This is a genomic window from Streptococcus sp. HMSC067H01 (assembly GCF_001814775.1).
In the GTDB taxonomy this organism is placed as follows: Bacteria; Bacillota; Bacilli; order Lactobacillales; family Streptococcaceae; genus Streptococcus.
Map to the genome: position 1 here is coordinate 43,324 of NZ_KV817799.1, position 12,664 is coordinate 55,987.

The following is a 12,664-nucleotide window of genomic DNA, read 5'->3' on the forward strand; positions in this document are numbered from 1 at the left end:
TGATTTTGGTGATTTTTACTTGTCTAGTAATCGGAATCATTGCTGGTAGTGTTATTGGTATTAGCTATCACCATAGCAAGACTCAAGATCTGAGAAGCCGCATTGCTGAAGCAGAAGCGACTATCAATATAAAAGACAAGGAGCTTGTCCAGTACGAGGAACAGGTGCAACAATTAAAACAGGAAGCCAAACAATAAGTGTAGAAATCAAAAAGTTCCAGAGTCAGGTGAGACTTTGGAACTTTTTTGGGATAAGAGTGTCCCGTCTTAACAGAGCAGGTGTTTATTAGCAAGGATGAAGTCGATAAACCGTTGGCTGGCTAAGGGAAGAATACTCCTATCTGTAAAAGCAATAGAAAAAGGTCGGCAAATAGGTGGTTTGGTACTGCGTTGGACAATATTATAATTGACTTTCCGACTCAGAAAGATGCAAAAGATTTTCAGTTATTTTTCATTACACAAGTTAATGAAAAATAAACATATGTGGCTTTCGTGTTAGATAAAGACCTTATTTTAATTTATTCTAACTATTCTCAGGATAACGACATGAATTTGTAAGAACTTTTCATATTGAAAATAAACAAAAATGTTGAAATATAGCTGATTTTAGGGAAATACTTTTAGGTGTTTTCAATGTCAGGATTTAAAAATGGGGCAAAAGTGGGGCAAAAACGAATGACTCGTATTTTGTTTGAAAACCTATAATACCTAATGATTATGCTATTCTAGATATATAGTTTTGTTATAAATAAATGTCAGTGCGAGATCAAATTGGAGAATAAAATGGAAAAACAAATTTCTACGCAGAATGGAATGCGAAAAAGTGATAATTAAAGAGACAAAAAAGCTGAGAATATGATTTCCCAGCTTTTTTGAATGCGATAGAAATAGCAACTAGACTATTTACGAAAGGCCTCAATAATGTAGGTGAAGCCAGTAACTAAAACTGAAAAGGCAATGACATAAACGACAAAGACACCTGTAGCCACTGGATTGAACAGAATCACTAGACCTAGTAAAAATTCAAGCAAGGCTACCCACGTGATATTGCTACCAATAATAGGGAAAATCAATCTTAGACGATTGCCTTTAAAGAAAGCAATAATGGCTTCTACAATTAACCAAATTCCTACAATGGTCGGAATGACGACCGGCAGGGTCACAAAGCCATAAGCAACGAGGTAAAGAGCTAAGAGAAGACTAACAAATCCTTGGAAAAGATAAACAGGTGAGCGAAGCTCTTTTGGTGCAGAGAAATAGCCTAAAATAGCTGCTATAGAAGAAACCAGTAAACCAAATGAAATCCACCAGCTGTAAGCAACAAGATTAGCTACTGGGTTTGTAAATAGGAAAAGTCCTAAAAGGACAAAAACAACTCCTGCAAGGAATAGCAGTAAACGATTAGAAAATTTCATTTCAATACCCCCTATATAGTATAGTTTTCTAATTAAACTATTATACTTATTTTTATAGAAAATGTCAATAAAATAAATAAACAATTTGGAAGTTTCAGTCTGACTTACAAAAAGAAAAGGAGTTTTCACTCCTTTTCACAGATTTAAGACAAAGTCCTTATAAAAGTGTCTTCTAAAGATTTTAACTTCAATCTGAAGCGAGGATATCCTCGCTTTTTTTATTTAATCTAATAGCTCCTTATTTTCAATTAAGAGCTCTAGTGGAGATTTATCCCTTGCTTCAATAAAACCAGGTTCATATTGGTTATGAAGTGTTCTTTTCTGAGAAGTTGGATCAATATACAACTCATCTCCATCTTCTGTGTATAGTTGGTTGCCTCTTGTTAAGTAAAGTAAATCCTCTAAGTACTGTCCATCAGTTTCTAGAAAATCTTCGATATATTTGACAGCTTTTAAAATCTCACTTACTTTATCAGAGTATTCATTAGATTCAAGAACACTCTTTTCTAACTCAATCTCTTTACTCGTTCCAAAGAGTTGGGTTGGAGTTGCATTAAAATATTCCGCTATCTTATCCAAATTTGCAAAGGTAGGATAGCTTTTTTGTTTTTCGTAATCAGAGATGTCTGGAAAGATTGCTCATAAAAAAATGTGGGGCAAATGATGGGGCAAATCAGTTATAGACAAGCAAAAAAGCCTTATAAATCAAGGCTTTTTCCTGTTGATTTAGATGCCCCCTGCAGGGCTCGAACCTGCGACCCATAGATTAAGAGTCTACTGCTCTACCAACTGAGCTAAGGAGGCAAATAAAAAGCTGTATTGGTGCCGAAACTTCACGGTTTGTATTGAACCCGCGCAATTAAGCAGGTGGGCAACTCGCTCTAACTGAAGCTGTTTCCGTGTGAGACGGCCTACATGCTGTTAGAAGACTTTTGTTTCCCTAATAATACACAAAATAGTCGGTCAACACTTAAATGTAAAGTCGTACACCACAGCGTTTCTATGATTATATGATACCACTTTTTCAAAAAAAATCAAGGGAAAATTAAAAATTTTGAAAAGGATTTCACAAGTTTCGTAATTTATCAATGGTTTCCTTGCGTTGAGCCAGGGCGCGTTCGTATTTTCCACTATCTTCTGGAGAAAAGTAGTGATGGTCACGGATTTTTTCTGGCAAGTACTCTTGATTGACCCAGTGACCAGGATAATTATGTGGATAGAGATAATTTTGGGCGTTCCCTAGTTCCTTGCTGCCGCTATAATGTCCATCTCGCAAGTGACGTGGAATCGGCAGATGCCCCGATGTTTTAAGGTCAGCCAAGGCCTTATCTATAGCCACATAGGCTGAGTTAGACTTAGGTGAAAGTGCCAGATCAATGACGACATTGGCGATGAGGATGCGGGCTTCTGGGAAACCGATCCTTTGGGCAGCATCCAAAGCAGTTACGGTATGAATCTGAGCTTCGGGATTGGCTAAGCCAATATCTTCATAAGCAATCACAGTCAAACGACGAGCTAGGCTAGGAAGGTCACCGGCCTCTATCAAGCGAGCAGCATAGTGAAGACTGGCATCCACATCCGAGCCACGGATGGACTTTTGAAGGGCAGATAGAACATCATAGTGTCCATCTCCATCCTTGTCCATAGTGATATAGCTTCTCTGGAGACTATTTTCCATGATATTCAGCGTGATATGACGGATACCGTCATTATTTTCTGGAGTGGAGAGAACTGCCAAGTCCAGTGAGTTAAAGGCAGAACGGAGGTCTCCGTTGGTAGATGTTGCGATAAAATCAAGGGCATCATCATCTAACTCAACAGGGAAATCAAAGCCTCGTTCAGGGTCAGTCAGGGCGATTTGAATGGCCTCTTTGACATCTTGGTTAGACAAGGGTTCCAACTCAAAAATCTGAACACGGCTACGAATGGCTGGCGTGACAGAAAAGAAAGGATTTTCAGTCGTCGCTCCAATCATAATGACCAGTCCACTTTCCAAGAGAGGCAAGAGGAAGTCTTGTTTAGTCTTGTCAAGACGATGAATCTCGTCCAGTAGCAGTACAAGGCCACCTGAGAATTTAGCTTCTTCAGCAATTTCTTGGAGACGTTTTTTACTATCAACAGTTGCATTGAAGGTTCGAAAGGCATATTTGGTCGTTCCAGCGATGGCCGAAGCGATACTGGTTTTTCCGATACCCGGAGGCCCATAGAGAATCATGGAAGACAGGCGGTTAGCCTCTACCATGCGGCGGATGATTTTTCCTGGGCCTACCAGATGCTCTTGACCGATGACCTGGTCGATGGTTTTGGGGCGCATACGAAGCGCGAGATTGTCTGGCATAGCAGTCCTTTCTAACATGGATTTTCTGATACGAATGTGGTAATATGGTAGTATCTATTTTAGCATATTTCCGAGTATTCGGGGTGATTTAAGAGTCGTATAGAAAGAGGACAACATGGCAACATACGGATTTTTAGATGTTTTACAAGAAGAGTTGGACAAGAACTTTCCTTTTGACTATGAGATTAGCTGGGACAAACGCAATCATGCAGTTGAAGTGAGTTTTCTGCTAGAGGCGCAAAATCCTGCAGGAGTGGAGATGCTAGATGAGGATGGAGAGGTGTCATCAGACGATATCCTCTTTGAAGAAGCGGTGCTTTTTTATAACCCTGCCAAGTCAACAGTTAATGCAGAAGAGTATCTCACAGTCATCCCTTATCTGCCGAAGAAAGGTTTTTCTCGTGAATTTTTAGCTTATTTTGCACTATTCCTCAAAGATACTGCAGAGGTTGGACTAGATGCCCTCATGGACTTTTTGGAAGACCCAGAAGCAGAAGAATTCGTCATGGAATGGAACCAAGAAGTCTTTGAAGAAGGAAAAGTTGGCTTGGAAGAAGGAGAATTTTATCCTTATCCGAGATATTAGGAGTCTAGCATGGAGCTAGAGATTTCTGATTTCACAGGCTGCAAGATTGCCTTACTTTGTGGAGATAGTGTCCTAACTATTCTGCGTGATGACAAGTCCAGCATTCCTTGGCCCAATATGTGGGAGTTGCCAGGTGGTGGCTGTGAAGGGGACGAAAGCCCATTTGAATGCGCGGCGCGTGAAGTCTATGAGGAACTAGGCATTCACTTGACCGAAGATTGCCTGCTCTGGAGTAAGGTCTATCCCAGCATGCTCTATGAAGGCAGACAGTCAGTATTTATGGTCGGGCAACTAAGTCAAGAACAGTTTGACAGTATCACCTTTGGAGATGAAGGGCAGGGCTATAAATTGATGAACATTGAGGAATTTTTGACATCCAGTCAAGTAGTTCCGCAGTTGCAGGGTAGATTGAGGGATTATTTGGAGGAAGTGAAATGATTTTTGCGATTGCAACAACCACGTTAAACAAGGAAGTTAAACGCAAACTAAAAACTGGACAATACTCTAGGGAAGAAGCTACATTCATTTACATGGAATATTTAAAGTTAAAGAAGCAGAGAGAAAGTGGTACGAAAGTAGCTGGGATCTCTATGGCTGTTATTTGGGGATTAATGCTTGTTTTACCCTTACTGAGTGGTGAAGGTCTCGTACTGCCCCTTTCAGTACATTTTTTATTACTGCTACTGCTTGCAGGAATTGTTCTATTTGTTTATTATCTTATGTTTGGTATTTTTAAACAGCAGATTCATAGCGCAATGAAAGAACACTATACAGATGTGATTGAAGAATTTAAGAAGAATAAGGAAAATACAAAATGGAAACATGGCAAGAGTTAAAAGTAACGGTTAAGCGTGAGGGAGAGGAATTAGTTTCCAATCTCTTGATCGAGTTAGGCGCCCAAGGGGTTGCTATTGAAGACAGCAAGGACTATGTGGGCAATGTCGATCGCTTCGGTGAGATTTTCCCTGAGGTGGAGCAACAAGAAGAAATCGTGGTGACAGCTTACTATCCCGAAACGGTTGATGTGGTAGCGGTTGAAGCGGATTTGCAGGCTCGCTTAGCAGAATTGACCGATTTTATGGATTTGGGAGAGGTCAAGATGGGAACGACTGCCTTGGCTGAGGAAGACTGGGCGGACAACTGGAAGAAATACTATGAACCAGCTCGCATTACCCATGACTTGACCATCGTGCCATCATGGACGGACTATGAAGCGACGGCGGGCGAAAAGATTATCAAGCTAGATCCAGGTATGGCCTTTGGGACAGGTACGCATCCAACCACTAAGATGAGTCTTTTTGCCTTGGAGCAGGTCCTTCGTGGTGGTGAAACGGTGATCGATGTGGGGGCAGGTTCAGGGGTTCTTTCCATTGCTAGCTCTCTACTTGGTGCTAAGGAAATCTTTGCCTATGACCTAGATGATGTAGCAGTTCGGGTCGCTCAGGAAAATATTGAACTCAATCCAGGCATGGAAAACATCCATGTAGCAGCAGGAGACTTGCTTAAGGGTGTTGAGATTGAAGCAGATGTGATTGTAGCTAATATCTTGGCGGATATCCTCATTCATCTGACAGAGGATGCTTATCGTTTGGTTAAGGACGAAGGCTACCTCATCATGAGTGGGATTATCAAGGACAAGTGGGACATGGTCCGTGAGTCGGCAGAAGCAGCTGGATTCTTTCTAGAAACACACATGATCCAAGGGGAATGGAATGCCTGTGTTTTCAAAAAAACGAAGGATATCTCTGGTGTGATTGGAGGCTAGCATGCAACAGTATTTTGTAAAAGGTTTGGCTAGTTCCCCTGTCACTATCGAGGACAAGGAAACCAGCAAGCACATGTTTCAAGTTATGCGCTTGAAAGAGGATGACCAAGTGACTCTAGTCTTTGATGATGGGATCAAGCGTTTGGCGCGCGTGCTAGATGTCGAGGCTCGTCAGTTTGAATTGGTTGAAGAACTAGCTGACAATGTAGAACTGCCAGTCCAAGTGACCATCGCTTCAGGCTTTCCCAAGGGGGACAAGCTGGAGTTTATCACTCAAAAGGTGACTGAGTTAGGTGCTAGTCAAATCTGGGCCTTTCCTGCCGATTGGTCAGTTGCCAAGTGGGATGGCAAGAAATTGGGTAAAAAGGTTGAAAAACTAGAAAAAATCGCCCTTGGAGCAGCCGAGCAAAGCAAGCGAAATCTTGTCCCAAGTATTACCCTTTTTGAGAAAAAAGCAGACTTTCTAGCTCAGCTGGACCAGTTTGACCGCATCGTGGTAGCCTACGAAGAGTCGGCTAAAGAAGGAGAAAGCGCTGCTCTTGTACAAACTGTAAGTGGTCTTGAAAAAGAAACTCAGTTGCTCTTTATCTTTGGTCCAGAAGGCGGTCTTTCACCTGCGGAAATAGAAGATTTTGAAGCCAAAGGAGCTGTTCTGGCAGGACTTGGTCCTCGAATTTTGCGAGCAGAAACAGCACCGCTTTATGCCCTATCAGCTATTAGTGTTTTGCTAGAATTGGAAAAATAAGAGACTATGAAAAAATCACCTAGAAAAGGTGATTTTTTATGCTCTTGAAATGGCGCGCGAAAGAGTAAATAAGCGAATCCATAATGGCAATGGGAATTTTTAATTTTTTGATGATTTCGCAGAAAAAATGGATATCCAAACTGTTCCTAATCTTGTGCTCTATTAAAACAGGGCAAATCACACTATTTAGAGCAGAGAGTATTCCTAGTCTTGATGAAAGATTAGTTTAACTAACACAAAATGACTCTGGAAATTGGAATCATAGAGATGATAAAAGAGGTTGGATTATTTTCCAACCTCTTTTTTTTTTATCTTAATGGAATTGCATACCACCATCGACGATAATGGTTTGACCTGTAATGTAGTTTGAATCTGGTCCAGCAAGGAAGCTAACAGCTGCAGCGACATCTTCTGGCTCAGATAGGCGTTTCAATGTAATATCTTTTGCGAATGTTTGCATACCCCATTCGTCGTCTTTTCCTGCATTTTTCCCAACTTCGTGAGCGATATCATACATCATTGGTGTTTTAACGATACCTGGAGCATACGCATTAACAGTGATGCCTGAGTCAGCTAAATCACGCGCCAATGTTTGAGTAATACCACGAACAGCGAATTTTGTACCACCATAAACAGTCAAGTTTGGATTTCCAACAACACCTGCTTGAGAAGTAGCGTTGATGATTTTACCACCGTGACCAAGTGCTTTGAATTGAGCCTGAGCAGCTTGTGCTCCCCAAATCACACCACCGACGTTAATAGCAAATGTGCGGGCGAATTGTTCCTCTGTAATTGTATCCAGAGGTGTAGTAGGAGCGACACCAGCGTTGTTTACCACAACGTTCAAGTCTCCGAAATGGTCTACAACTTTTTGGAAAGCTGCAGCAACCTCTGCTTGTTTAGACACATCTGCTACAACAGCTAAAGCATTCTCTGCTGACAATTCAGCAACTGCTTTTTCAGCTGTTTCAGCATTATAGTCTAATACCCCAACCTTAAAACCATCTTGAACCAAGCGTTTTGCGATTGCAAAACCGATCCCTTGACCTGCACCTGTAACGATAGCTACTTTAGACATATGATTCCTCCTCGGTATCCGTGATACCATTCAAACGTTCATAAAAGAACAGCAAAGGGTTATAAGTGAGTTGTGATAAGTTTCTAAAAGAAGTCCTATCACGTTTTAGTATACAACTTTGTGAAATTTGTGTCAAACAAAGACTGGTTTTTAGAAAAATAAAACTATCGTGTAAAAGGGGAAAGCGCACGATATTTTCTAAGCACATTTCTTGAAACCCTTTCCTCCTTCTGATAGACTAATACATAGTTTGAAAAAAGGAGACTTAATATGAAAAAATTTGTTGCTGAATTAATCGGTACTTTTATGCTTGTGTTCATCGGAACAGGAGCTGTTGTTTTTGGAAATGGTGTTGAAGGACTTGGACACCTTGGGATTGCTCTTGCTTTTGGTTTGGCAATCGTAGTCGCAGCCTTCTCAATCGGAACTGTTTCAGGTGCTCACTTGAACCCAGCTGTTTCTATCGCTATGTTTGTTAACAAACGTTTGTCATCTTCAGAGCTTGTAAACTACATCCTCGGACAAGTAGTCGGTGCTTTCCTTGCATCTGGATCTGTATTCTTTCTCTTGGCAAATTCAGGTATGTCAACTGCAAGTCTTGGTGAAAATGCCTTGGCAAACGGTGTAACCGTCTTTGGTGGTTTCTTGTTTGAAACAATCGCAACATTCTTGTTTGTTTTGGTGATCATGACTGTAACTTCAGCAAGCAAAGGGAATGGCGCAATCGCTGGTTTGGTGATCGGTTTGTCATTGACAGCTTTGATTCTAGCTGGCTTGAACATCACTGGACTTTCAGTAAACCCAGCTCGTAGCTTGGCTCCTGCTGTATTGGTAGGTGGCGCAGCTCTTCAACAAGTTTGGATTTTCATCCTTGCACCAATCGTTGGTGGCGTTCTTGCAGCTCTAGTTGCTAAAAACTTCCTTGGAACTGAAGAATAATTGAAATTTAAAAAGCCTTGCTCCTCATCTTGAGGAACAGGGCTTTTTCGTATCTTTTTATACTCAATGAAAATTAAAGAGCAAACTAGGAAGCTAGCCGCAGATTGCTCAAAGCACTACTTTGAGGTTGTGGATAAGACTGACGAAGTCAGTTACCTATATCTACGGCAAGGCGATGTTGACGCGGTTTGAAGAGATTTTCGAAGAGTATTAGCGGTTGTCAATTTTCTCTGGATAGAGGTCGTGTTGGAAGAGACGTTGTTCTGCCAAGCCTTCATACTTGGTTCCAGGTCTACCGTAGTTGTAGTAAGGGTCAATTGAAATGCCACCGCGAGGTGTAAATTTCCCCCAAACCTCTAAGTAGCGAGGGTCTAGCAAGTTGACCAAGTCTTTCCCGATAGTGTTGATACAGTTTTCATGAAAATCTCCATGGTTTCGGTAGCTAAAGAGGTAGAGTTTAAGGGATTTTGACTCAACACAGAGCTTGTCAGGAATGTAGGAAATATAAATCGTCGCAAAGTCTGGCTGAGCAGTGATGGGACAAAGTGAGGTAAATTCAGGGCAGTTGAACTTGATGAAATAGTCATTTTCCACATGACGATTGTCAAAGGATTCGAGGACTTCGGGTTGGTATTCGAAAATGTAGTTGGTTTCTTTGTTGCCGAGGAGGCTGAGGTTTTTCATTTCTTCTTGTTGTGACATGATTTTTTCTTTCTAAACTTAAACACCACGTTGGTTATCGTAGAGGAGGGTATGGAGTTGAGGAAGGACGCGGACATTGCCCCAGCTATCGTCGGCAGCGACACGTTCCCAGAGTTCTTTGAGGCGGTCCAGTTGGTCTTGGACAATATTGCCTGTAGCCTTGGGCTCAGGATTTCCCGCCGATAAGAAGAGGACATCTGGTTGGTAGCGTTCTTGAATCCCTTTGGCAAAGGCTAGATCTGCATCATCAAAGACAGGGATTTTAAAGGTTACTTTGTCTGAGTCTAGTTGGGAAACGATAAAGTCCAAGGTCTCAAAGTTGACTTCCATCTTGGATGAAGGAGGCTTGGGACTCAGAGTCACCTGGTCGATGTCTTTTAACCAATTTTGCCAACGGGATCCCTGGGTCTCAACAGCCAGAGTGACCCCACGTTGCTTAAGCTTAGTGACTAACTCGGCCATGTTGGCTGCTAGGATAGCAGGATTTCCCCCAGATAGAGTTACATAGTCGTAGCTTCCTAGTTTATCTAACTCAGCGATTACTTCATCAGCTGTCATGCGAGTTGGTTTTTCAGAACCATCCCAAGTAAAGGCGGAATCGCACCAGTCGCAGTGGTAGTCGCAACCAGCAGTGCGGACAAACATGGTTTTCTGACCAATAGCACGACCTTCGCCTTGAAAGGTTGGGCCGAAAATTTCCAGAACTGGTAGTTTGAGGACACGTTCCTTAGTCATCTAACCACTCCCGTCTAAACTCTGCAAAGGCAGTCGGAGTTTCATAGAGGCGAACATATTCCAAACGGAGACCGCGCTCGTCTGGCAACTCTTGGCTCATGGTTTGGAAAATCCAGTAAACCATATTTTCAGCAGTCGTATTCATATAAGGCAGAGTCTCATTGAGATAGCGATGATCTAGGTGGGGCTCTAAGTAGTCCTTGTAGATAGCTTTGATATCTCCGAAATCGTAGGTCATGCCACGTTCATCTAAAAATCCACTGACAGCGATTTGCAGATGATAGGTGTGACCGTGTAGGGATTTGCATTTTCCTTCATAGTGAAAGAGGTGGTGGGCAGCATCAAAGGTAAATTCTTTTGAGACTAAGGTTCTGTGAGGATTGTAGACAAGAGATTCCCCAGTTTCTTGTTTGATTTCTTTGGGGGCAAAAAACATCAGGCCTCTCCTTTCTGAGAGAGATAAACCTCTAAACCATGTTGGCGTAGATGGCAGGCAGGACAATCTCCGCAACCAGTACCGATAATCCCGTTGTAGCAGGTCAAGGTCTTCTCACGAACGTAGTCAAAGGCACCGAGTTGGTCAGCTAATCCCCAAGTTTCAGCCTTGTCTAGCCACATGAGAGGTGTTTGGATCACAAAGTCGTAATCCATAGCAAGGTTGAGGGTCACATTGAGTGATTTGACAAAGACATCTCGACAGTCAGGATAACCTGAGAAGTCTGTTTCGCAGACACCAGTTACGATATCTGTGATTCCCCGCTGCTTGGCAAGAACTGCCGCAAAGGACAGAAAGAGATGATTGCGACCGTCAACGAAGGTATTAGGAACCTCTCCTTCTTTTTGCTCAATTTCTAGATCAGAAGTCAAGGCATTTTCAGTGATTTGTCCTAGCAGAGACATATCTAGGATATGATGACGAATTCCTTGTTCCTCAGCGATTTCTTTGGCGACTTGAATTTCGAGATGGTGGCGTTGGCCATAGGCAAAGGTAACGGCTTCTACCTTTTCATAGTGTTGCTTGGCCCAGAAAAGGCAGGTTGTTGAATCTTGACCGCCACTAAAGACGACCAAGGCTGATTGACGTTTCATAGTACTCCTTCCAAAATGGGAAATGTTCAGAGCACGCAAAAAGCTCCCTATAGGGAGCTAAAAAATACCAAGTAGAGGTTTTTTTTTAGCGATGGCATGTCCCAAACATCGTGATATTCTAGTTACAGTCTAGCATATTTTTTGAAAAATGGCAAAGGACAAGAAAAAAGAGACCAAATGAATGCATTTGGTCTCTTTTTTGATTAGCTTAATTCAGCAACGATGGCTTTGATTTGTTCAGCTGTGTGGACACCTGCCACTTGTTTAACAACTTGTCCATCTTTCTTGAAGAGAAGAGTAGGGATAGACATGATGCCGAATGAACGAGCTGTGTTTGGATTTTCGTCAACATCCATTTTAACGATTTTCAAGACATCTTCTGAAAGTTCTTCAGACAATTTATCCAAGATTGGACCTTGCATACGACATGGACCACACCAAGTTGCCCAGAAGTCTACCAAGACCAAACCGTCTTTAGTTTCTTGTTCGAATGTTGCATCTGTAATTGCTTTTGCCATAGTATTTCTCCTTTTTAATTATATTGGCTTAAATCTTGTTTCATGAGATAGAAGAAGACATCTCCATAAGTCCCATGGTAGTCCAAAGTATGTCCCTTATAGGTTAACTTTTGAACTGGGTAGTAGTCTGCGACACCAATCAGGCAGGCATGTTGAGAACGTTCAAATTCTTCGTATGACTCGAAGCTCATGGTTCTCTCTTGCTTGCTGGCATCAAGATAAGTGATTTCAATCATAGGATTCTCCTTTGTTAAATCATGTTTTCATTTTACTCCTTGGAAAAAGGAATGTCAAGAAAATTGATTGCGCACGCAAGTTTTTTTGTAAAAATTTTAGGAAAGCCAACTTGCTTTTGTTTCAAGGCTTTCTTCTACAGCTTTTTGTAGATAGGCAAGAGTTGTCTGACCCTCCTTAGTGAGGCAGATAAAACTAGCTCGCTTATCCTGGTCACAACATCTTCGACTAAGTAAAGCACAATTTTTGGCTTCTAGGCGTGCCACCATTCGTGATACAGCACTTGGACTCAGATGGAGTTTGTCAGGCAGGTCAATCTGTCTCAAAGATTTTTCTTGAGCCTGATTTAAAAAGTGCAAGAGATAGAATTCTTTGAGCGTTAGGCTTTGGTCACTCTTCTCAGCAATCGTTTGCTCTAAAAGAGCTTCTAGCTCTACTTGTCGGCGGTTGAAGTCAAACCATTTTTCTAAGTAAGTCATATCAATCTCCTTTCTATATGGTAGTTATAAACAGATCTGCCT

Annotated in this window: 17 protein-coding genes, 1 tRNA gene and 1 pseudogene; 7 read left to right on the plus strand and 12 right to left on the minus strand. The window is 41.8% G+C overall.

The window, feature by feature from the left end; translation table 11 throughout:
- A pseudogene (locus HMPREF2987_RS06090) lies at positions 1–197 on the plus strand (DUF1049 domain-containing protein); the annotation flags it as partial.
- A 701-nt stretch (positions 198–898) separates the two neighbouring features.
- On the opposite strand, the gene HMPREF2987_RS06095 reads toward HMPREF2987_RS06090, so the two are convergent.
- From HMPREF2987_RS06095 to HMPREF2987_RS06110, 4 genes are all read right to left on the minus strand, one after another.
- Entirely contained in the window at positions 899–1,414 is a 516-nt protein-coding gene (locus HMPREF2987_RS06095; protein ID WP_006150850.1) for an HdeD family acid-resistance protein, read from the minus strand.
- A 222-nt stretch (positions 1,415–1,636) separates the two neighbouring features.
- Entirely contained in the window at positions 1,637–2,050 is a 414-nt protein-coding gene (locus tag HMPREF2987_RS06100; RefSeq protein WP_232672988.1) for a helix-turn-helix domain-containing protein, read from the minus strand.
- Between the two features lie 95 nt (positions 2,051–2,145).
- Positions 2,146–2,218: transfer RNA gene (locus HMPREF2987_RS06105), tRNA-Lys, on the minus strand.
- Positions 2,219–2,480: 262 nt separating this feature from the next.
- Positions 2,481–3,752, minus strand: a complete 1,272-nt coding sequence (locus tag HMPREF2987_RS06110) for a replication-associated recombination protein A (protein ID WP_075229764.1) — start codon at positions 3,750–3,752, stop codon at positions 2,481–2,483.
- 115 nt (positions 3,753–3,867) lie between these two features.
- On the opposite strand from HMPREF2987_RS06110, the gene HMPREF2987_RS06115 reads away from it, so the two are divergent.
- Genes HMPREF2987_RS06115 through HMPREF2987_RS06135 form a run of 5 tightly spaced genes read left to right on the plus strand, consistent with a single transcriptional unit; the run spans position 3,868 to position 6,848 of the window.
- Positions 3,868–4,338 (plus strand): DUF3013 family protein, encoded by a 471-nt coding sequence (locus HMPREF2987_RS06115; protein ID WP_075229765.1) that lies wholly within the window; start codon positions 3,868–3,870, stop codon positions 4,336–4,338.
- Between the two features lie 9 nt (positions 4,339–4,347).
- Positions 4,348–4,776 (plus strand): NUDIX hydrolase, encoded by a 429-nt coding sequence (locus HMPREF2987_RS06120; protein ID WP_075229766.1) that lies wholly within the window; start codon positions 4,348–4,350, stop codon positions 4,774–4,776.
- A complete protein-coding gene (locus HMPREF2987_RS06125; RefSeq protein WP_036758379.1) occupies positions 4,773–5,174 on the plus strand; it encodes a hypothetical protein in 402 nt (133 codons plus the stop codon). The genes HMPREF2987_RS06120 and HMPREF2987_RS06125 overlap by 4 nt, the downstream gene beginning before the upstream one ends.
- Positions 5,153–6,103 (plus strand): 50S ribosomal protein L11 methyltransferase, encoded by a 951-nt coding sequence (gene prmA / locus HMPREF2987_RS06130; protein ID WP_075229767.1) that lies wholly within the window; start codon positions 5,153–5,155, stop codon positions 6,101–6,103. Before HMPREF2987_RS06125 ends, prmA begins: the two co-directional genes overlap by 22 nt.
- A 1-nt stretch (position 6,104) precedes the next feature.
- Positions 6,105–6,848: a 16S rRNA (uracil(1498)-N(3))-methyltransferase gene (locus tag HMPREF2987_RS06135; RefSeq protein ID WP_075229768.1), complete on the plus strand. Its 744-nt coding sequence runs from the start codon at positions 6,105–6,107 to the stop codon at positions 6,846–6,848.
- Between the two features lie 313 nt (positions 6,849–7,161).
- On the opposite strand, the gene HMPREF2987_RS06140 is transcribed toward HMPREF2987_RS06135, so the two are convergent.
- Positions 7,162–7,926, minus strand: coding sequence for a (S)-acetoin forming diacetyl reductase (locus tag HMPREF2987_RS06140; protein ID WP_075229769.1), 765 nt, complete (start codon positions 7,924–7,926; stop codon positions 7,162–7,164).
- 270 nt (positions 7,927–8,196) lie between these two features.
- Between HMPREF2987_RS06140 and HMPREF2987_RS06145 the strand changes: the two genes are divergently transcribed.
- Positions 8,197–8,865 carry an MIP/aquaporin family protein gene (locus tag HMPREF2987_RS06145; protein ID WP_004250764.1) on the plus strand — a complete coding sequence of 223 codons (669 nt, stop codon included), beginning with the start codon at positions 8,197–8,199 and terminating at the stop codon, positions 8,863–8,865.
- Between the two features lie 210 nt (positions 8,866–9,075).
- Here the strand turns inward: HMPREF2987_RS06145 and queF are convergent, their stop codons facing one another.
- The 7 genes from queF to HMPREF2987_RS06180 form a co-directional block, all read right to left on the minus strand.
- Positions 9,076–9,567 carry a preQ(1) synthase gene (queF, locus tag HMPREF2987_RS11020; RefSeq protein WP_000082589.1) on the minus strand — a complete coding sequence of 164 codons (492 nt, stop codon included), beginning with the start codon at positions 9,565–9,567 and terminating at the stop codon, positions 9,076–9,078.
- Positions 9,568–9,585: 18 nt separating this feature from the next.
- Positions 9,586–10,302: a 7-carboxy-7-deazaguanine synthase QueE gene (queE, locus tag HMPREF2987_RS11025; RefSeq protein ID WP_075229770.1), complete on the minus strand. Its 717-nt coding sequence runs from the start codon at positions 10,300–10,302 to the stop codon at positions 9,586–9,588.
- Complete coding sequence (gene queD / locus HMPREF2987_RS06160; RefSeq protein ID WP_060955238.1) at positions 10,295–10,738, minus strand: 6-carboxytetrahydropterin synthase QueD; 444 nt, start codon at positions 10,736–10,738, stop codon at positions 10,295–10,297. Before queD ends, queE begins: the two co-directional genes overlap by 8 nt.
- Positions 10,738–11,391, minus strand: coding sequence for a 7-cyano-7-deazaguanine synthase QueC (queC, locus tag HMPREF2987_RS06165; RefSeq protein WP_075229771.1), 654 nt, complete (start codon positions 11,389–11,391; stop codon positions 10,738–10,740). Before queC ends, queD begins: the two co-directional genes overlap by 1 nt.
- A gap of 203 nt (positions 11,392–11,594) precedes the next feature.
- Positions 11,595–11,909, minus strand: coding sequence for a thioredoxin (trxA, locus tag HMPREF2987_RS06170; RefSeq protein WP_001029584.1), 315 nt, complete (start codon positions 11,907–11,909; stop codon positions 11,595–11,597).
- A gap of 14 nt (positions 11,910–11,923) precedes the next feature.
- Positions 11,924–12,145, minus strand: coding sequence for a DUF4649 family protein (locus HMPREF2987_RS06175; RefSeq protein WP_075229772.1), 222 nt, complete (start codon positions 12,143–12,145; stop codon positions 11,924–11,926).
- 96 nt (positions 12,146–12,241) lie between these two features.
- Entirely contained in the window at positions 12,242–12,622 is a 381-nt protein-coding gene (locus tag HMPREF2987_RS06180; RefSeq protein WP_075229773.1) for a MarR family winged helix-turn-helix transcriptional regulator, read from the minus strand.
- Positions 12,623–12,664: the final 42 nt, after the last annotated feature.